19 protein-coding genes are annotated in these 20,305 nt (G+C 53.5%); 17 read left to right on the top strand and 2 right to left on the bottom strand.

Features of this window, described 5'->3' with window-relative positions; genetic code table 11:
* Positions 1-128: 128 nt before the first annotated feature.
* Positions 129-425, bottom strand: a complete 297-nt coding sequence (locus NSQ80_RS15775; protein ID WP_036644822.1) for a CD3324 family protein — start codon at positions 423-425, stop codon at positions 129-131.
* 460 nt (positions 426-885) lie between these two features.
* Between NSQ80_RS15775 and NSQ80_RS15770 the strand changes: the two genes are divergently transcribed.
* Positions 886-2,199, top strand: a complete 1,314-nt coding sequence (locus tag NSQ80_RS15770; protein ID WP_339299846.1) for a replication-associated recombination protein A — start codon at positions 886-888, stop codon at positions 2,197-2,199.
* Between the two features lie 154 nt (positions 2,200-2,353).
* On the opposite strand, the gene mnmA is transcribed toward NSQ80_RS15770, so the two are convergent.
* On the bottom strand, positions 2,354-3,487 hold the full coding sequence (gene mnmA / locus NSQ80_RS15765) for a tRNA 2-thiouridine(34) synthase MnmA (RefSeq protein ID WP_036644718.1): 1,134 nt from the start codon (positions 3,485-3,487) through the stop codon (positions 2,354-2,356).
* 240 nt (positions 3,488-3,727) lie between these two features.
* Here mnmA and NSQ80_RS15760 point away from each other — a divergent pair, with 240 nt between their 5' ends.
* The 16 genes from NSQ80_RS15760 to NSQ80_RS15685 all read left to right on the top strand — a co-directional run bounded on the left by NSQ80_RS15760 (position 3,728) and on the right by NSQ80_RS15685 (position 20,304).
* On the top strand, positions 3,728-4,147 hold the full coding sequence (locus NSQ80_RS15760) for an Rrf2 family transcriptional regulator (RefSeq protein WP_036644716.1): 420 nt from the start codon (positions 3,728-3,730) through the stop codon (positions 4,145-4,147).
* Positions 4,148-4,271: 124 nt separating this feature from the next.
* Positions 4,272-5,423, top strand: coding sequence for a cysteine desulfurase family protein (locus NSQ80_RS15755; RefSeq protein ID WP_009224392.1), 1,152 nt, complete (start codon positions 4,272-4,274; stop codon positions 5,421-5,423).
* A gap of 97 nt (positions 5,424-5,520) precedes the next feature.
* On the top strand, positions 5,521-6,024 hold the full coding sequence (locus NSQ80_RS15750; protein ID WP_009224391.1) for a PRC-barrel domain-containing protein: 504 nt from the start codon (positions 5,521-5,523) through the stop codon (positions 6,022-6,024).
* A 33-nt stretch (positions 6,025-6,057) separates the two neighbouring features.
* Positions 6,058-6,267 carry a hypothetical protein gene (locus tag NSQ80_RS15745; RefSeq protein WP_026263546.1) on the top strand — a complete coding sequence of 70 codons (210 nt, stop codon included), beginning with the start codon at positions 6,058-6,060 and terminating at the stop codon, positions 6,265-6,267.
* 243 nt (positions 6,268-6,510) lie between these two features.
* Positions 6,511-7,950 carry a PTS mannitol transporter subunit IICB gene (locus tag NSQ80_RS15740; RefSeq protein ID WP_009224389.1) on the top strand — a complete coding sequence of 480 codons (1,440 nt, stop codon included), beginning with the start codon at positions 6,511-6,513 and terminating at the stop codon, positions 7,948-7,950.
* 79 nt (positions 7,951-8,029) lie between these two features.
* Entirely contained in the window at positions 8,030-10,153 is a 2,124-nt protein-coding gene (locus tag NSQ80_RS15735) for a BglG family transcription antiterminator (RefSeq protein WP_339299844.1), read from the top strand.
* A 43-nt stretch (positions 10,154-10,196) separates the two neighbouring features.
* A complete protein-coding gene (locus NSQ80_RS15730) occupies positions 10,197-10,634 on the top strand; it encodes a PTS sugar transporter subunit IIA (RefSeq protein WP_009224387.1) in 438 nt (145 codons plus the stop codon).
* The gene (locus tag NSQ80_RS15725; protein ID WP_260070224.1) at positions 10,631-11,785 is read left to right on the top strand and encodes a mannitol-1-phosphate 5-dehydrogenase; all 1,155 of its coding nucleotides are present in this window, start codon (positions 10,631-10,633) and stop codon (positions 11,783-11,785) included. Before NSQ80_RS15730 ends, NSQ80_RS15725 begins: the two co-directional genes overlap by 4 nt.
* Positions 11,786-12,580: 795 nt before the next feature.
* Positions 12,581-13,648, top strand: a complete 1,068-nt coding sequence (locus tag NSQ80_RS15720; RefSeq protein WP_260070255.1) for an AI-2E family transporter — start codon at positions 12,581-12,583, stop codon at positions 13,646-13,648.
* 396 nt (positions 13,649-14,044) lie between these two features.
* The gene (alaS, locus tag NSQ80_RS15715; RefSeq protein ID WP_339299841.1) at positions 14,045-16,669 is read left to right on the top strand and encodes an alanine--tRNA ligase; all 2,625 of its coding nucleotides are present in this window, start codon (positions 14,045-14,047) and stop codon (positions 16,667-16,669) included.
* 134 nt (positions 16,670-16,803) lie between these two features.
* On the top strand, positions 16,804-17,064 hold the full coding sequence (locus NSQ80_RS15710; RefSeq protein WP_016311191.1) for an IreB family regulatory phosphoprotein: 261 nt from the start codon (positions 16,804-16,806) through the stop codon (positions 17,062-17,064).
* A gap of 59 nt (positions 17,065-17,123) precedes the next feature.
* The gene (ruvX, locus tag NSQ80_RS15705) at positions 17,124-17,540 is read left to right on the top strand and encodes a Holliday junction resolvase RuvX (protein ID WP_009224381.1); all 417 of its coding nucleotides are present in this window, start codon (positions 17,124-17,126) and stop codon (positions 17,538-17,540) included.
* 12 nt (positions 17,541-17,552) lie between these two features.
* Positions 17,553-17,870 (top strand): DUF1292 domain-containing protein, encoded by a 318-nt coding sequence (locus NSQ80_RS15700; RefSeq protein ID WP_009224380.1) that lies wholly within the window; start codon positions 17,553-17,555, stop codon positions 17,868-17,870.
* Positions 17,863-18,162: a DUF1292 domain-containing protein gene (locus NSQ80_RS15695; RefSeq protein WP_036644712.1), complete on the top strand. Its 300-nt coding sequence runs from the start codon at positions 17,863-17,865 to the stop codon at positions 18,160-18,162. Before NSQ80_RS15700 ends, NSQ80_RS15695 begins: the two co-directional genes overlap by 8 nt.
* A gap of 86 nt (positions 18,163-18,248) precedes the next feature.
* Positions 18,249-19,304: an endolytic transglycosylase MltG gene (gene mltG, locus NSQ80_RS15690; RefSeq protein WP_323077351.1), complete on the top strand. Its 1,056-nt coding sequence runs from the start codon at positions 18,249-18,251 to the stop codon at positions 19,302-19,304.
* A gap of 64 nt (positions 19,305-19,368) precedes the next feature.
* Positions 19,369-20,304: a peptidase U32 family protein gene (locus tag NSQ80_RS15685; RefSeq protein WP_260070226.1), complete on the top strand. Its 936-nt coding sequence runs from the start codon at positions 19,369-19,371 to the stop codon at positions 20,302-20,304.
* Position 20,305 lies beyond the last annotated feature (1 nt).

Here is a 20,305-nt window from a genome sequence, read left to right as displayed (position 1 = left end):
ATAGGCTGTAAGTAGGATCTGACTCCATTATACCTGATTCGATATAAATTAAGCCAAGACCGGCCGGTCTTGGCTTATGGTTTATGATAATGGATGTGATTTTGTAATGGGATGTTCCCAGGTTGCCGTTACTCGGACACGGTTGCGGGTTGTCTTAGGCTGCGCATTTTGGTTAAGATTTTGCGGATGCTTTCATCGGAGAGGTGAAATCTTTCGGCTAAATCCCGTACCTTGCTCCCGGCGCGGTACAAGCGAAAAATCTCTTCGTTTCGCTTGGCGATGGTGAGGCGGGAACCGCTCAGTTCTCCCCATAACGCCCTTGACCGTTCCGGCTTGGGAATGTATAGCAGCTCGCCCTGAATATAAGTTTGGAGCTCCTTCAGCAGCCTAGGGGGAAGAACATCCTTTCCATTTTTGTAATTCACGATCATGTACCTCCTTATTTCGTGCTCCGTCCTTGATTGCTGTTACGATATAAGTCAACATGCTCGCTTCCCCCTTTCAATTTAGTATTGGTAGCCGCTTCATCCAACCTTCTCGGTGTAGAGCAAACGACTTTTGACTTTAAATAAAGACAAAATTTGGTTTTAACTGGATCTATCTTAACACAGGTATCGTCAAACATAAATAAGGGAGGCTGTTCCCAGCCCCCCGTTTTATTGTGGTGCCGCTTACGCGACAGCCACCTCACTCACTGAAATCACTTCGATCAGCCCCCTTTCCCGTGATTCGTCGGCCCGACATCTATATTAACTCATATTTTCTGCCGCAGGAAAAGCGAAAGAACAACTATAAGTGTTTTTTACGTAAGGTATGCTAGAATAAATTTGGTATCATTCCATGTATCCTGTTTATCATGCTAACGATCAAGGAAGTGACTTGAAGGTGGATTTGTTTTCTTTCAATCAAGAGCAAAGCCCGGCGGGGCGGTTGCTGGCCGACCGGATGCGGCCGACCTCGCTGGATGAATATATCGGACAAGAGCATATCGTCGGCCCGGGCAAGCTGTTACGGCGGGCGATTGAAGCGGACCAGGTCTCCTCGATTTTACTGTACGGCCCTCCCGGCTGCGGCAAAACGACACTCGCCCACATTATCTCCCATCATACGAAGGCGGAGTTCGTCCGGCTAAACGCGGTGGATGCGTCGGTGAAGGATGTGCGCGAGGTAATTGAAAAAGCGCAGAACGACAAAGCTTTTTACGGCACGAAAACGATTCTGTTCCTGGACGAGGTCCATCGATTTAACAGCTCCAGACAAGATGCTTTACTGCCGGCGGTGGAAAAAGGTACGGTCATCTTCATCGGTGCGACGACGGAAAATCCGTTCCACTACGTTAACGGCGCTCTTATGAGCCGTTCCACGCTGTTCCAGCTGGAGCCGCTGACGAAGGAGCACTCGCTGATCGCGATGCGGCGGGCTTTGGCCGACCAAGAGAAGGGGCTTGGCTTTATGCCGCTACAGGTTGACGAAGAGGCGCTGCTGCACATCGCTGCGATGGCGAACGGCGACATTCGGCGCGCGCTGAATGCCCTGGAGCTGGCGGCGATGACTACGCCCCCGCAACCGGACGGGACGGTGCACATCACGCTCGAAGTGGCGGAGGAATCGATCCGCCGGCCGCTCGTCAAAGCGGACGAGTCCACGCAATACGACGTGCTGTCGGCGTTTCATAAATCGATTCGCGGCTCCAGCGATGCGGCGGTGTTTTGGTTCCTGTACGCCGTAGAGAAGCTGGGGATGGATCCGATGACGTTTATCCGCCGGCTGATCGCCGCCAGCAGCGAGGATATTGGCCTGGCCAACCCGCAGGCGATGGTGCAGGCGGTCAGCGCCTTGGAGGCTTACCGTAACAATGGCTGGCCAGAAGCGCGGCTGAACATTGTCCAGGCGATCCTGTTTGCGGTCGAAAGTCCAAAATCCAACGCGGTCGTAGAAGCGATCGGGAACGCCATGGCAGCGATTGAAGAGGTTAAATCCGCCGAAGTGCCGCTTCATTTGCGCGACACTCATTACAAGGGAGCGGCAAAGCTCGGGCACGAAGGCTACAAGTATCCGCATGATTACCCTGGGCATTACGTACAACAGGAGTATCTGCCGAAGCGATTGTCCGGCCGGACGTTCTACCATGCCACGGAACAGGGGAACGAAGCGAAGATCAAGCATAACCAGGAACTGCGGCGCAGAAGCGGCAGGTAGAAGGTAAGTGCGAGGCGAGGTAAGGTGACAACAGTTCATTTTTCGAGAAAAAGCAAAAGGCAAGACTCTCGCAAGCGAAGTTGCAAGAGCCCTGCCCTGCATAAAAAACGGGAGCCCCACATCATACGCTGACGCGGGGCTCCCGCTTTGTTGCTTAAGCTTGTACTGCCGGAATCTCAGTCCGCAGCTTCACCGGGGCTTCGATCGTGCCGCCACCGAGGCATTCTTCGCCTTGGTAGAACACGACGGCTTGGCCTGGGGTGATCGCTTTTTGCGGCTCATCAAATGCGACATGCACAGTGCCGTCCGGCTGCTTCGTCAGCGTCACGCCTTGATCGGGCTGACGGTACCGGAATTTCGCGGTGCATTTGTACGGCCCCTCCGGCATCTTGTCAGCGCCGGCGATCCAGTTGACGCCGGAAGCGATCAGCGATGTCGAGTACAGGCTCGGGTGCTTGTCGCCTTGCACAACATACAAAATGTTGCGCTCCAGATCCTTGTCGGCCACGAACCAAGGTTCACCGGTGCCGGAGCCGCCGATGCCCAACCCTTGGCGTTGTCCCAGCGTATAATACATCAGGCCGTCGTGGCGGCCCTTGACCTCGCCGGTGACAATGTCGATCATATCGCCGGATTGGGCCGGCAAGTAATTGCTCAGAAACTCCTTGAAATTCCGTTCGCCGATAAAGCAGACGCCGGTGCTGTCCTTCTTCTTCGCTGTATAGAGGCCAGCTTCTTCGGCGATCCGTCTTACCTCCGGCTTCGGCAGGTGGCCGATCGGGAACATCGCTTTGGACAACTGCTCCTGATTCAGGGCATTGAGGAAATACGTTTGATCCTTATTGCTGTCAACGCCGCGCAGCAGCTTGTACGTCTTGTTCTCTTCCACGACCCGTGCATAGTGCCCGGTCGCCACGTAATCCGCGCCGAGGTCCAGCGCTTTGTTCAAGAATTCGCCAAACTTGATTTCCCGGTTACACATGACGTCCGGGTTAGGCGTCCGGCCCCGCTTATATTCTTCGAGGAAATAGGCAAATACTTTATCGTAATATTGCTTCTCGAAGTTCACGGTATAGTAAGGGATATCGATCTGCTCGCAGACGCGGCGAACGTCTTCAGCGTCCGCTTCGGCTGTGCAGTAACCGAACTCGTCGGTATCGTCCCAGTTCTTCATAAATATACCGATGACGTCGTAGCCCTGCTGCTTCAGCAGGAGTGCCGTCACCGAGGAATCGACGCCGCCAGACATGCCGACGACGACGCGGGTTTCGCTGTTAGGCTTAGCCATCATTATCACTCCTTTGAGCGGCGAATCGCTCGTCGTTTATTTTACCACAATTGTCGCTTTATTTCCCAAAACACATATGATATGTTACGATAAGCACAGGGTAAAGATAGGAATAGGGAGGAATCCCCGGATTTGGGCGCGTATGTCGCGGAAGAACGCGGCGAATGGCCTGATACTGTTTTTTAAGGATCAAGGATTAATTATATAAAGTTTATTTGAAAATTGAAAGAGGTGCCTTCTTTGAAGATTTCGACAAAAGGACGCTACGGATTGACGATTATGATGGAGCTGGCCGCTAAATACGGCGAAGGGCCAACTTCCCTGAAAAGCATCGCCGAGAAAAACCAATTATCCGAGCATTACCTGGAGCAATTAATCGCGCCGCTGCGCAATGCCGGTCTGGTGAAGAGCGTGCGCGGTGCTTATGGCGGTTATATTCTTTCCAAAGAAGCTAGTGAAATTACGGCGGGAGACATCATTCGTGTGTTGGAAGGGCCGATTTCTCCGGTGGACTTTACCGAGGAGGACGATCCGGCCAAACGGGATTTGTGGCTGCGCATCCGCGACAGCATCGCTGAAGTGCTGGATTCGACGACGCTGGAGAATCTGGTGAACTACGAGGAACATGGAACCAAAGAAAATTACATGTTCTACATTTAGTCTGCGAACCGACTTGCCATCCACAATGAAATAAGATACAATCAACGAACAATTCGGTAGCCGTCCCGATTCCGGGGCGGTGATTTACGTTTTATCAAAAAGTTTTTGGGACAAGGTGAGAGCCATGAAGCATATTTATATAGATCATGCCGCTTCCACGCCGATCCATCCGGAGGTAGCGGAAACGATGCTGAAGGTGATGCGGGAGCAATTTGGCAACGCCTCCAGCGTTCATTATTTCGGTCGGGAGGCCAAACGTTTGGTGAACGGGGCGCGGGATACGGTTGCCGCACGCATCGGTTGCCGCCCGGATGAGCTGGTGTTTACCGGCGGAGGGACGGAGAGCGATAACCTGGCGTTGTTTGGCACGGCGTTTGCCCGGAAAGCGGAGGGACGTCATATTATTACGACCTCCATCGAGCATCATGCGGTGCTGCACTCCTGCGAGCGCTTGGAGAAGGACGGGTTTGAGGTGACCTATTTGCCTGTGGATCGTTATGGACAGGTGCATCCGGAGCAAGTGCGGGAGGCCATCCGGCCCGATACGATCTTGATCAGCGTGATGTATGGCAATAACGAGGTGGGAACGATTCAGCCGATTGCTGAAATCGGCGCGATCGCGAGGGAGCGGGGGATCGTTTTTCATGTGGATGCCGTGCAGGCGTTGGGCGCGTTGTCGATCTCTTGCCGGGATTTGCCGGTCGACTTGATGAGCTTCTCTTCGCATAAAATCAACGGTCCCCAAGGCGTCGGGGCTTTGTATGTACGTAAGGATCTGGTGCTGGAGCCGATTCAACACGGCGGGCTGCAGGAGCGCAAGCGCCGCGCTGGCACGGAAAATATGGCCGGCATCGCCGGCTTTGCCAAGGCCGTGGAATTGGCTGCGGCGGAGCGGGAGACGCGCGTCGCTCACGATGAGCAGCTGATCCGGGAGCTGCTGTCCGCACTGGAACAGCGGATCACCCGGGAGGCTTTCCATGTCAACGGCCATCCGACGAATCGGCTGCCGCATATCATCAACATCAGCTTCCCAGAGGTGGATTCGGAGACGATGCTGATGAATTTGGATATGGAGGGCATCGCTGCCTCCAGCGGCTCCGCATGCACCTCGGGGTCTCTGGAGCCGTCCCATGTGCTGGAAGCGATGCATCTTCCGGAAAGTTTTTTGCGTTCTGCGATTCGATTTAGCGTCGGAATGGGTAATACTAGGGAAGAAATTTACGAAATCACCGAAAAAATTGGAACCATCCTGGAACGTCTCCGTAGAAAAAAATAATGGGCATATTTTTGGGCTCAAATCGGCTTTTGCGGAGGGGAGGTTAGTTTTTTCGGTATTAGTATGAGATGCCCAAACAGGGAGTGTCCATTTCAACATGAGAATGCAAGAAATGATCGGTCTGACCGTCTATGATGTGGAGCGTGGCAAGAAGGTCGGGAAAGTCGTTGACCTCCTCCTGGACCACAATTGGTCGATCGTCGGCATCCAACTGGAGAATCGATTGTTTTGGAATTCCAGCGTCAAGGCCGTGCGATGGGAGGATATCGTGGCTTACGGTGAAGATGCCGTGATGATCTGCAATCAACAGGCTGTCCGCAAGTGGGAAGCCGAGAATATACAGAATACCTTCTTAACGGGAAATGGAAAATTAAAAGAACTGCCTGTCCTGACTGAAGACGGAATACGTCTAGGCCATGTAACGGATGTTTATTTTGAACACGAATTGGGAAATACAATTACTGGAATTGAAATTAGCGACGGGTTTTTCACCGATCTGATGGAAGGGCGCAAGCTGCTGCCATTTATGCCGGAGATGACCCGAGGGGAAAACGCGATCATGGTGCCCCTGGGCAGCGAACAGCTGCTTGAAAAGCCGTGAATTTTTTGTGGATGGATAGGTGATGGTTCTATGATGAAATGTCCAAATTGCAATTCCAAGGATATTGGGAAAATCGGCTCCCACCAGTTCTACTGCTGGGGTTGCTTTATCGAATTGACGGTAAACGGCGACAAAATGTCCGTATATCAAGTAGAAGAAGATGGAACGCTCAGCTCTCTGGATGATCTGTTCTTCGGTGAGGAAATGGTGCAGGACTTCCCGCAAATGCACGCTTCCTCGTAACAATATATTGCTGCTATGCTGTGAAGATGCACAAGCTGTCCCCTTTTTATATCGAAGGGGGCGGCTTTTTTTTGTTTAGGCAGGAATCACTCTTCAAATGTTGACAACAATAATCATGACGAAACCGTGTTTTGATTTGATTGAGTTAGAAAGCGCTTTGAATTAGGATGAGGGTAGAAACACGGTAAGCCAACAAGCAAGACTGTTGATGATCCGTGCATCTTTATAAGGGGGTTACTCTTTATGGCTATAGCACAAACCAAACAGCCGTCTGCAGGAACCGGCGGAGCCCGGGTGAAGGTTCAGCAGTTCGGTCGTGCGCTCAGCGGTATGGTGATGCCGAATATCGGCGCGTTTATCGCATGGGGGCTCATTACCGCATTATTCATCCCGACCGGATGGATTCCGAACGAGTATCTCGGCAAACTGGTCGATCCAATGATCAAATATTTGCTGCCGCTCCTCATCGGCTACACCGGTGGGCAAATGGTTCACGGGAAACGGGGTGCGGTAACGGCAGCCATTGTGACGATGGGGGTTATCATCGGCAGCGACATCCCGATGTTTCTCGGCGCGATGATCGTTGGTCCATTGTCCGCTTGGGTCATTAAGCAGTTCGACAAATTGGTCGAGGGAAAAATTAAATCCGGCTTTGAAATGCTGGTGAACAACTTCTCGATCGGGATTCTGGGCGGTCTCATGGCATTGGGATCATACTCCGGCATTGGACCGGTTGTAACCGCGATCAGCAAAGCGTTGTCTTCGGGCGTTGACTTCCTGGTGGACGCGAAATTGCTGCCTCTGGTCAACCTTATTATTGAACCGGGGAAAGTATTGTTCCTGAACAATGCAATCAACCACGGCGTAATTACGCCAATCGCTGCGGAAGAAGCACTTCGGGTTGGCAAATCGATGCTGTTTATGCTCGAATCGAACCCAGGCCCAGGTCTGGGGATCCTGCTGGCTTACTGGATCTTCGGTCGCGGCATGGCGAAACAATCGGCTCCAGGCGCGGTTGTGATTCACTTCCTGGGCGGGATTCACGAGATTTACTTCCCGTACATTTTGATGAAACCGATTCTGGTGCTGGCTGCAATGGCTGGCGGCGTTGCCGGTACGTTTACGTTCCAATTGACCGGTGCAGGTCTTGTAGGTTCTCCTTCTCCGGGTAGTATTTTTGCTTACTTCCTGATGACGCCAAAAGGCGGATACGTCCCAATGTTAAGCGGGGTCATTGTTGCGGCAGTCGTTTCGTTCCTTGTTGCGTCGCTGCTGCTCAAAACGGGTAAACAAACGGATGAAGAAATGGACTTGGAAGAAGCTTCGGCGAAAGTGAAAGAAATGAAAGCTGCAGGTACGAAGAACACGGCGGCAGCCCCTGCTGCTGCAGGCGGCGTGAAGAAACAAACGGTGAACAAAATCGTGTTCGCTTGCGACGCTGGTATGGGTTCCAGTGCGATGGGTGCATCCGTTCTGAGGAAGAAAATGCAGGACGCCGGCGTGAAGGTGACGGTCGTGAACTCGGCAGTCAGCGAAATTCCAAGCGACGCCGACATCGTCATTACGCAAAAAACGCTGACGGATCGCGCGATCGCCAACAAACCGGACGCCGAGCATATCTCCATTGATAATTTCCTGAAGAGTCCCAAATACGATGAACTGGTTGAGCGTTTGAAAGGCTAAGCAACGCCAGTTACGATGCGGGGGCAGAACACTGGCGATTTTCGCCGGTGTTTTGCGTCTATATTAGGAGAGACTTGATATGCGGAAAATGACCGCACGACAAAAGCAAATCCTCGTTCTCCTCCTCGGACGCAAGCACGGGATGACCGCTGCGGAAATCGCAGCGGAGATCAACGTCAGCGTCAGAACGGTTCACCGGGAACTGGACGAGATTGAAAAAATATTAGCCTATTTCGGCTTAGTCCTGCACCGTAAATCCGGTACCGGAATCTCTGTCTGGAGCAATGCCGAAGGCAGCGAGGAGGGCGAGAAGCTGCAAGAGGCCAAACGATTGCTGCTGGTCGATAAGCCCAGCGACTATTCCGTCGAGGAGCGGCATCTCTTACTGATCTGCCGTTTGCTTGAGGAGCAGGAGCCGTGTAAGCTATTTACGCTGGCCCATGGCCTAAAGGTGACGGTAGCGACCATCAGCAGCGATTTGGACGAGGTGGAGCCCTGGTTCAGCCGCTTTGGGCTGGAACTGGTTCGCCGCCGCGGCTACGGCGTCGAGTTGCTTGGCGAGGAACAGCAGAAACGCGCGGCGTTATGCCAACTGGCGGCTGAGCATTTGGATTACTCCGACTTGATTGGAGGCTCGCCGGAAAACCAAGTCTCCTCCGCCACGGCCAGACTGCTCGAGGTCGTTGGGACGGATAACCTGATGACGGTAGAAAACACGCTATGGGCGATGAATTGGAGCTGGACGGAGCATTTGTCCGAAAATGCCTACACGCAGCTGCTCATTCGTCTCTCCGTTTCAGTGAATCGGATCAAGGAAGGAAGGCTGGTTAGTTGCGCAGGCAAGAACCGCAAGCTACCTCCCGTCGGGGGCGGAGAGCAGGATGAGGCAGAAACGGCCCGATTCGCTTCTCGTTTGGCCGAGAAGCTCGAGCTGACATTCCCGCCGGAGGAAATCGCTTATATGAACGGCTTGTTCAGCCGGGCCAAAGAAGCTTCACCCGAGCTCGTCCAAGCGGATATGGAGCTGGTCGATACGGTGTATCGGCTGACCGAGAACGTCGTTAAGCGTACCGGAATTCCGTTCCAGGAGGATCGACTGCTACGAAGCGGTCTGCTAGAGCATATGGGCCCGGCTTTCAAACGCATCCGCGAAGGCTCCCGCATCCGCAACCCGTTGTTGGGCGCCATTCGTAAAGACTACGATGAATTGTTTGGCATCGTACGTGAGGCGATGAACGAAAGTGTGGCCGGCTTAGAAATCCCGGACGAAGAGATCGGCTTCCTGGTGATGCATTTCGGAGCCTCCATGGAGCGTCTGAACCAGCTTGGCCTCAGCGTACGGGCGATTCTGGTCTGCTCGAGCGGGCTAAGCTCCTCCAAGCTGCTGGCCACGCGGCTTGCCAAAGAAATGCCGCAAATCGAAGTGCTGGGCAATGTCTCGTGGTACGAGGCGAAGCGGCTTCCCGAATCCGATTACGACTTAATCATCTCGACGATTGATTTGCCTCTTCCAGAGGATCGTTACGTGAAGCTAAGTCCGTTGTTAACGGACGAGGACACCGAGCGGCTGCTCGAGTACGTCCAGCGTACGGTATTAAAATCGCGGAAGATGACACCTGAGCCGGAATCCACAAAAACAAGGGCTTTTGACAAGGTACGGTCGCTGTCGGTGTCTCTGAACGAGGTTGTCAGCCTGCTGGAGCAATTCGACGTGCGTGTGCTAAATAACAGGGGATTTTCACTGCGGGAGACAGTTACGGTGGCGCTGGAGGAAATGAACCGGTTATTCGTCCCGCCGTCCGGTTCCGCAAGCTTTGGGCCGGAGGAGTGGCAGACGAAGCACACTGTATCCGATGTGCAGGCTGTAACCGACCGTTTGCTGGAACGGGAGAAAATGGCCAGTCAGGTGATTCCGGGGACTTCGCTGGCGCTGTTCCATACACGAACCCGGTTCGTGAATTACCGTTCGCTGGCGTTGTTCCGGCTGGAAGAACCCGTGGTGTTGGACGGGGGAACAGAAGTTAGTGCGCTGCTATTTATGCTCGCGCCGCGGGAGCTGTCGCGCGAGAGCTTGGAAGTGCTGAGCGAAATCAGCGCCTTGCTGCTGAAGCCGGAGCTGGTGGAGCTGCTGGAAACCGGAGAACGTCAGGAGATCCGAAATTTTTTGGCGACCGAGCTGTTGGTTTATTTTGAGAATTTGTAAACAAAAGAGAAGATAGGATAACGTGGAAAGGGAGAGAACAATCATGAAATTATTGTCTAAAGAGAAAATTATATTAAATGGAAAAGCGAGCGATAAATATGAAGCGATCCGCCTCGCCGGAAAGCTGCTGGTTGACGCGGGTCATGTGACGGAAGAATACGTGGACAAAATGATCGAGCGTGAAGAGATCGTCTCCACCTATATGGGCGGAGGTTTGGCGATCCCGCACGGGACGAAAGAAGCCAAAGGCATGATTTTCTCGACCGGACTGTCGGTTGTCCGCTTCCCTGAAGGCGTTGATTTCGGCGGGGATGAGCCGGCCTTTATCGTGATTGGCATCGCCGCAGCCGGCGGGGATCACATGGAAGTACTGACCAATGTCGCTATGGTGTTCACGGACGAATCCAATTTGGAACGAATTATGAATGCCACAACGGAAGAAGAAATTGCGGAGATCCTTGAAGGGGGCATGGAAGGATGAAGGCGGTCCATTTTGGTGCAGGCAATATCGGCAGAGGATTTATCGGTTTGCTGTTGTCCCGTTCCGGTTACGAAGTATGCTTTGTCGATGTGAACGAGAAGCTCGTTTCGGAGTTGGCACGGCGTAAGGAATACCCTGTTACCCTGGCGAGCGATCAGCAGGAGACGGTCATCGTAAAAGGCGTGACGGCGATTAACAGTATGAGTGATCCCGCTGCTGCTGCCCAGGCGATTGCTGAGGCCGATTTGGTCACGACGGCGGTTGGTGTGACCATCCTGAAGCATATCGCCGGTACGATCGCCCAAGGGCTGGTGTTGCGGAAAAACGAAGCTGCGGCTTCCCCGCTGCATATCATTGCCTGCGAGAACGCGATCGGCGGCAGCTCCCAGCTCAAGGAGCATGTCTATGCCCAGTTGGATGAAGCCACACGGCAGTGGGCGGACCGTCATGTAGCGTTTCCCGATGCGGCGGTCGACCGGATCGTTCCGTTGCAACAGCATGAGGACCCGCTGCAGGTTGTGGTGGAACCTTTTTATGAATGGGCGGTTGACCAATCGCAAATGTTTGACGGCTTCCATCGGGTCGAAGGCGTTCACTATGTTGACCGGTTGGAGCCTTATATCGAACGCAAGCTGTTTACCGTAAATACCGGCCATTGCTCGGCCGCTTATATGGGATATCTGCAGGGCCATGCCACGATTCAGGAAGCGATGAATGATCAAAAAGTCGCCCAGCATGTGCGCGCCGTCCTCTCGGAGACCGGGGCGGTGCTTGTGGCGAAACATGGATTTTCGCCAGCCGAGCATCAGGCGTATATCGATACGATTCTGGAGCGCTTCGCCAATCCGGCGCTGACGGACGAGGTTTCGCGGGTCGGCCGTTCACCGATCCGCAAGCTGTCCGCCGGCGATCGGCTGGTCTCCCCGGCAACGCAGGCGTATGAACGGGAGTTTGGATACGGCTACCTGGCGCTGACGATGGCGATGGCGCTCTGTTTCGATGTTCCGGACGACCCGGAAGCCGCGGAGCTGCAGGCGTCGCTGCGAGAAGTTGGCGCTTCGCAGACCTTGGCCAAATACACCGGCCTCGACGCCGAGCACCCGATCCATCAAGCGGTGCTGGCGCATTATGAGGAGTTGAAGAGCCGCTAAGCGGTGGCAAGCAGGGGAAGAGCTTATTCAGGGCATGTGAATAACGACCTCGGGCCGCTCTTGTCCGCCGTTTGTCACGGATGAGATGAGAGGCTTGAAGCTCTTCTCCGGCTCGCTTCAGCAGCCCGGATGCATCGGTAACACCAGATGTATCCGGGCTTTTTGGTTGTGGATGTCCGTGGGGGGTCTAACGGACCCAGGAGACCTTATTCGCTTCTGGATCCGGTAGTCGGGAATCTAACGGACTGAGAAGACCTTATTCAACTGGAGTTGCCCCTGTTAACTGCATTTCGAGCTGATTAAGGGCCACTGGGTCCGTTACATCGGGAAATGGACGGGAAATGACCTAATAGCGTCTCTCAGGTCCGTTACGAGCAAGCGGCTCCACGCAATCCTTACTTACATGCCCGGACAATCATGCCTTGCAGATTGCCGGGCCACAGCTACACCCCCCGGCGGCGAAGAACCGGGGATTGGTGGGAGCGATGAAGAAGAGCACCAAAGGCCAGAGGGGGAAATGATTCTGGAGAAACTAAACATCAACTCTTTTCAAGCTCTCGTACCCCACATCCCCGCCTCTTCGCCGCCCCCTCTCATAAATTTACCTCCCCAGACAAATACTGATCTATACGAGTAATTCGCTGTGAAATAGGGAGGGGCGTAGCATCGATGGGACCCAATGAACAGAAGGAGCAAGCGCACAAGCAGCAGAAGGAGCAAGCGCACAAGCAGCAGATGGAGCAAGCGCAAAAGGAACCGAAAAAGCAAGAAGAGCGGGAAGAGCAGAAGCAACCGCTGGTACCGATCACCCAAAGCAAGCTGTTCCAATATGGCGTTTGGCTGTTGTTGGGGCTGGTGATCCTGTTTTTTGTGTGGCAGCTGCGGCCGATGTTTGCGCTCGTCTACCGATTTTTGAAGGCCGTTTTCGCTCCGTTTGTCATCGCCATCATTATCTCTTATGTCTTAAATCCGATCGTTCGGATGCTTGGCGGGCGGAGGGTGCCGCGGACGATGGCCGTGCTGCTGATCTATGCGGTGTTTCTGACCGGCTTGTCCGTGGTGCTCATGAACGTGATTCCGATGTTCGTCGAACAGCTGGAGGAGCTGGGCGAGCATTTGCCGGAGCTTACCCTTCACACCCAGCAAATGATGAATCGTTGGGACAACGGTATTTTGCCGGGGAGCATTCGCATGGGGATGAACAACTGGTTTTATCAATTTGAAAACCGTTTGGCAAGCGCCATTTCCGGCTTCCTGGACAATATCGGAACAACGATCGGCGTCGTGTTTAATGCGTTTATTATCCCGTTCCTGATCTTCTACATGCTGAAGGACATCGAGCTGATCGAGCGGCTGATCCTGCAGTACTTGCCGCGCTCGCGGCGCAAGTCGATCATCACGCTGCTGAAGGAAATCGATATGGCTCTGGGTAACTATGTCCGGGGGCAACTGCTGGTGTGCGTCATTATCGGTGTGCTCGCCTATATCGGCTATATGTTAATCGGTATGCCGTTTGCGCTGCTGCTGGCGGGAGTGGTTGCTCTGTGCAACATCATCCCTTACCTGGGCCCATTTCTCGGGGCTGCTCCGGCCTTGGTTATGGCGACAACGATTTCTTGGAAAATGGTGCTGCTGGTCCTGCTCGTCAACATGCTGTGCCAAACGATCGAAAGTAACGTCATTTCCCCGCAGGTGGTTGGACGTAGCTTACATATGCACCCGATGCTGATCATTTTGGCGCTTCTCATTGGCGGGGAGTTGGCGGGGGTGCCCGGGTTGATTTTGGCGGTGCCGTTTTTTGCCGTGGTGAAGGTAGTTATTCAGCATTTCTATGCCTACTACGTTCGCCGCAAAGCGATGTAACGCAAGGTGGACAAGCTGCATTGACACGGCGTTCCTCGCCTTATATACTTAAAATGTTATGTGAAAATTTTCAAAGCGTTGATGAAATCAAGTACGTTCGGCAAGCGGATTTGCCAGAGAAGGGTTCCGCTGCAGGCGGCGTCCCGCAAGGGGGGCCGAGGCGGTGGCTGAGAGAACCTGAAATCTCGCGCGGACGGAAAGCTAATTTCGGAGTGTGGGCTACAAATTCACCGGCAGGTCCCCGTTATCGGACCGACGAGGCGATCGCTTTAGAACGCCGGCGGACAACCCGTCCAGCCGCATCGGAAGCGATAACCAGGGTGGTACCGCGATGCAATCGTCCCTGATTTTCAGGGGCGTTTTTATTTTTAGAGGAACATTTAGGAGGTCAAGACGATGAAAGCAAGTGAAATCCGTTCCAAATGGCTGGAGTTCTTTGCCAGCAAAGGCCATAAAATCGAACCCAGCGCTTCACTCGTCCCGCATAACGATCCTTCGCTCTTGTGGATCAATGCAGGGATGGCGCCGCTGAAGCCGTATTTCGACGGGCGGGTCAAGCCGGAAAATCCGCGCCTTGCCAACTCGCAAAAATGTATTCGCACGAACGATATCGAAAATGTCGGGAAGACGCGCCGGCACCATACGTTTTTTGAGATGCTGGGGAACTTTTCGATTGGGGACTATTTTAAGGAAGAAGCGATTACTTGGGCTTGGGAATTCCTGACGGATAAGAAATGGATCGGTTTTGATCCAGATCGCCTGTCGGTTACCGTATATCCTGAGGATGAAGAAGCATTTAAACTGTGGAATGAAAAAATCGGCATTCCTGCAGAACGCATCATTAAGCTGGAGGATAACTTCTGGGATATCGGGGAAGGGCCTTGCGGACCTTGTACGGAAATTTTCTATGACCGCGGCGACGCTTACGGCGATCTATCGGATCCGGAATGTTATCCAGGCGGGGAGAATGAACGGTTCCTGGAAGTGTGGAACCTGGTGTTCTCACAATTCAACCACAACAAGGACGGCAGCTACACGCCGCTTCCGAATAAAAACATCGATACCGGTGCCGGACTTGAGCGGTTTGCGTCGATTTTGCAGGACGTGAACTCCAACTTCGATACCGACTTGTTCCAACCGATTATCCAAAAGACCGCCAGCTTGGCTGGGGTAACTTACGGCGCTGCTGAGGACAGTGACGTGGCACTTAAGGTAATTGCTGACCATATCCGTACGGTGACCTTTGCGGTAGCTGACGGCGTTCTGCCTTCGAACGAAGGCCGCGGTTATGTCATCCGCCGCCTGTTGCGCCGGGCGGTACGTTATGGCAAGCTGATCGGATTGGACAAACCTTTTATGTTCAGCTTGGTAGAGACGGTTGGCGACATCATGGGCACCTACTATCCGGATGTAGTTACCAAACGTGAGTTTATCGAGAAAGTCATCCGCACGGAAGAGGAACGCTTCCATGAAACATTGAGTGATGGCTTGGCGATTCTGGCCGATATCAGTGCTGAAGCGAAAGCGCAAGGCCGCACGCAGATCAGCGGGGCTGATGCGTTTAAGCTGTACGATACTTACGGCTTCCCGCTGGATTTGACCGAGGATTTCGCAGCGGAGCAAGGGCTTAGCGTAGATCGCGAAGGCTTTGAAGCCGCCATGGAAGAACAGCGTGAACGCGCCCGGGCAGCCCGCCACGATAGCGGCAGCATGAAGGTGCAGGGCGGCGTTTTGGCGGATTTTACGACTAAAACCGAATTCGTTGGATATAATGAGCTTGAAGTTACCACTAGCATTGTAGCGATTGTGGTTGATGACGCTTTTGTGGATTCCTTGAGCGAGGGCCAATCGGGTCAAGTGATTCTGGCTTCTACGCCGTTCTATGCGGAAAGCGGCGGCCAGGTCAGCGACCAAGGGACGATTCATAGCGACTCCGCTAGCGCCGATGTGGAGGGCTTGTTTAAAGCTCCTCATGGGCAGCATGTGCATCAAGTCACGGTGAAGACCGGTGAACTGCGGGTTGGCGCCGAAGTTACCGCTTCCGTAGACCGTGAACAACGCAGCCACACAGTAAAGAACCATACAGCAACTCACCTGTTGCATAAGGCGTTGAAGGAGACGCTTGGCGAACACGTGAACCAGGCCGGCTCCCTCGTTGAACCGCAGCGCTTGCGCTTCGACTTCTCCCACCTCGGCAGCATCTCGCCGGAGGAACTGGCGGAAATCGAACGCCGCGTCAACGAACAGATTTGGAATGCCTTGCCTGTAACGACCTCGCTGAAGCCAATTGATGAAGCGAAAGCGATGGGGGCAATGGCGCTGTTCGGTGAGAAGTACGGGGACATCGTCCGCGTCGTCAAGGTTGGCGACTACAGCTTGGAGCTTTGCGGCGGCTGCCACGTGAACAACTCGGCTGAGATCGGCCTGTTCAAAATCGTCAGCGAAAGCGGCATCGGTTCCGGGGTACGCCGGATCGAAGCGGTGACTGGACGCGGCGCATATCTGTTTATGGATGGACAGCTGGACCTGCTGAAGCAAGCGGCTGGCCTGTTGAAAGCCAACGTAAACGATGTGCCGAAGCGGGTTGAGGGATTGTTCCAGCAGCTTAAGGAATTGAGTCGTGAGAACGAATCGCTGCAAAGCAAGCTGAGCGTCATCGAAGCCGGCGAATTGACGAGCCAAGTGGTGAGCGTTGGCCAAACCAAGCTTTTGGCTGCACGCGTGCAAGCCGGCAGTATGGATGCGCTGCGCACGCTGGCTGACGAGCTGAAGGTGAAATTGCCGGATGCCGTGCTGGTGTTGGGCGCGCCAAACGAAGACAAAGTAAATTTTGTCGTCGTTGTTCCGAAGGAAGAAGTGGCTCGCGGATTGCATGCCGGCAAGCTCGTCAAGGAAATTGCGGCGGTATGCGGCGGCGGAGGCGGCGGTCGTCCGGATATGGCTCAGGCCGGAGGCAAGGATGCCAGCAAGCTGGACGAAGCATTAAAAGTAGCAGCGGAGTGGATTGCTTCCCAAGCCTGAGAAGGTGGTGAAATTTGACGGGGCATATCACTGAAAATTTCCTTATGGAACCCATGATATGGTATAGTATGATTAGGCTAAGAGGAAAACAGCTGCGATCATAAAGGCGTATGTCGAAGAAGCGAGGTGTCATCATGGACTCCATGGATAAAACCGTCAAATTTAACGTCAAGGGCGATGAACTAGAAGCGTCGGCGCAGGAGATTCTTCTTACGGTTTACCAGGCTTTGCAGGAGAAGGAGTATAATCCGGTAAACCAGATCGTCGGATATCTGTTATCGGGGGATCCGGCCTATATACCGCGTCATAACAATGCGAGAAGTTTGGTTCGCAAGAAGGAACGCGACGAGCTGATCGAAGAGCTGGTGCGCTTTTACATGGCGAATCACCGTTGATGGCAGCGAACCTTCTCAAGAACGGATAAGCGGTGGATCCGCATTTAAAGGAGCAATACATGAAAATCATGGGCCTAGACTACGGGGACCGGCGGATCGGAGTGGCTGTGAGCGACAGCTTGGGTTGGACCGCCCAAGGGCTCGAAACCATCGAGCGCCGCAAGGAAGGCAGCGAATTTGAGCGCATCGCCGAGCTTGTGAAGCAGCACGAGGTGGAAGAGATCGTTGTGGGTTTGCCCAAGAATATGAACGGTACGATTGGTCCCCGTGGAGAAATATGCATGGCGTTTGCCGAGGATCTGCGGGCTAAGCTGAATCTGCCCGTGCATCTCTGGGATGAACGGCTGACCACCGTTTCTGCGCAGCGTACGCTGCTGGATGCGGATGTCAGCCGGAAGAAACGCAAAGGTGTCGTCGACAAGATGGCCGCCAGCTTGATTTTGCAAAATTATTTGGACTCTAAGAGTATAAAGTGAGGGTGATCGCGTATGTCTAAAGATCGTATCGGAAATGAAGAAGAACCGGAAATTATTTATATCCCCGATGAAGAGGGCAATGAAGAAGAGTTCGAAGTGATTATGAAATTCGAAGTCGACGGTTCGGACGCCAAGTATATGATGGTCGTTCCTTTGGATTCCGATGGGAATGAAGATGAAGAGAGCGAAGAGGTATACGCGTTCCGTTACGAGGAAGACGGCGATGACCTGAAGCTGTACACGATCGAAAGCGACGAAGAATGGGAAATCGTTGAGGAGACCTTTAATACGCTTATCGACGAGTTTGATGGAGAAGATGGCAATGACTGAATTTACAGCAGACCAAGCAGTAATGACGTCGCGGGTTCGCGACACATTTGGCCCAGTCGTGGAACTTGAAGACGAATCGGGCAATGTCTCCTATTATCAAGTCGTTGAGGAGTTTGACGTCGCCGGAGCGGCCTACGCGGTATTATTGCCGGAGGACGCGTCCAAGGATGAAGAGCCGGAGATTTTCAAGATCGTGACGAGCGGCGATAAGCTGGAACTGGTCACGATTGATGACGACGAGGAATGGGAGAACGTATCCGAGCTGTACGATGAATTGACCTTTCCGGAGTAACGGGAAGGCATTGCAAGAGCACGATAGATCAGTCCGGGAAGAGCGGGAGATTTCCGCTCTTTTTGGCTGTTAAGGGGGAAGGCGGTTTGAGGAAAGCGCTGAAATGGCTGGCTGTTCTGCTGCTGATCGTGATCATCGGAGCAGGGGCGGCCGGATTTTATGTGTACACAAGCATGCTCCCGGTTGAAGCGAAGGAACAGCCAGTCAAGATTACGATCGAACCGGGAACGGGAACGGCCGACATCGCAAAGTTGCTGGAAAACCAGGGACTAATTAAAAATTCCTTTTTGTTCGTTTCGTATTTAAAATGGAAGTCGGAAGGCAGCCGGTTTCAGGCCGGGGTCTATGAGATGCAGCCGGGCATGACGTATGACGAGATCATCGCCAAGCTGAACAGCGGCGACGTGGTTAAGGCCGAGATGATCCGGTTTACGATTCCCGAGGGCTTCACGGTCAAACAAATGGCTGACAAGCTGGCGGAGGAAGGCTTGGTTGATCAAGCCGCGTTCTTGCAGCTGGCGAAGGATGCAGCGGGTCTTCACGATGAGCTGTTATCGCAAATCCCGACGGACGAGCGGTTGACGTACCGGCTGGAAGGGTATTTGTTCCCGGAAACCTATGAGCTGAAAAAAGGCAGCAACGAGCAGGACATCATCGCTCGGATGCTGCAGGAAACCCGTACCCGGCTCGGTAAAATCCCCGATTTTGAACAAAAGCTGCAGGCTCGCGGCCTTACGTTAAGTGAGCTGATGACGATAGCTTCGCTGGTAGAGCGAGAAGTGGTTGTTGATGCTGAACGGCCATTGGTGGCCGGAGTCATCTATAATCGGCTAAAGGACGGCATGAAGCTGGAAATTGACGCCACGGTGCAGTATGTGCTGGATAAACCCAAGGAGCGCTTGCTCAATTCGGATTTACGAAGCGTGGACAGCCCCTACAATACCTATTTGTATGAAGGGCTGCCTCCGGGGCCGATCGCTGCGCCTAGCCTCAAATCGATCGAAGCGGTGCTTGAGCCGAAATCCTCGGACTATCTATTTTATGTGACGAAAAAAGACGGCAGCGGGGAGCACCTGTTCGCCAAGACTTACAAGGAGCACTTAAAGAACATCGAAACAAGCAAGGCGATGGCCAATCAATGAATAAGGTGGAAGTTCAAAATGTAGATAACGTTTTGAACAACCTTTTAAAGGTGGTAGTATCAACATGAGTAAAAAACCGGAATTGTTAGTTCCTGCCGGTTCGCTGGAAGAACTGAAGCGCTACTTTGCGGCAGGGGCTGACGCGGCGCTGGTTGGCGAAGCCCGCTACGGAATGCGTCTCCCTGGCGATATGACGCCCCAAGACATCGCTGAAGCGGTTCAGGTAGCGCGCCAGTACGGAGCTAAAATTTATGTTAGCCTGAACAACCTGATGACCAATGACATGCTGGAGGGGTTGCCCGATTATGTGAAGCAGTTGGCGGAGTGCGGCGTAGACGCCGTTGAATTCGGTGACCCGGCCGTGCTTCAAACGGTGCGCACGGTTGCGCCTCAGCTGAAGCTGCATTGGAACGCGGAGATGACCTCCACCAACTATGCCACGGCCAATTACTGGGGCACGAAGGGAGCTTCCCGAGTTGTGCTCGCTCGTGAGCTGAATATGGACGAGATCACTGCAATGCCTCCGAAGCTGAACATCGAAGCAGAGGTTCAGGTGCATGGAATGACCAATATTTATCACTCGAAGCGGCGCTTGGTGCATAGCTACATGGTGTCTCAAGGGCGGCCGGTTGATCCGGACAGCAACCTGGGGATGAGCCGTGGGCTGTTCCTGATCGAGGCCGAACGGCCGGACGAGAAGTTCCCGATCTTCGAGGATATCAACGGAACGCATATTATGAGTTCGGACGATATTTGTATCTTGGAGGATTTGCACCTGCTGATGGCGGCTGGCGTGGACAGCTTCAAAATCGAGACGCTGCTGAAGCCGGCATCCTATAACGAAGTGGTCATTGCTTCGTATCGCCAAGCCATCGAAGCTTATTTCCGCGATCCGGACGGCTATGAGCTCGATGAGAACTGGCTTGAGGCCATTCGCGAGATTCAAGATCCGGAGCGGGAGCTGACCTTCGGCTTCTTTTATAAGGAACAGGTCTATTAAG

Source organism: Paenibacillus sp. FSL K6-2441 (assembly GCF_037964765.1).
Taxonomy (GTDB): Bacteria; Bacillota; Bacilli; order Paenibacillales; family Paenibacillaceae; genus Fontibacillus; species Fontibacillus phoenicis.
The sequence above is the reverse complement of the archived record's forward strand: the minus strand, read 5'-3'. Positions and strand labels throughout refer to the sequence as shown.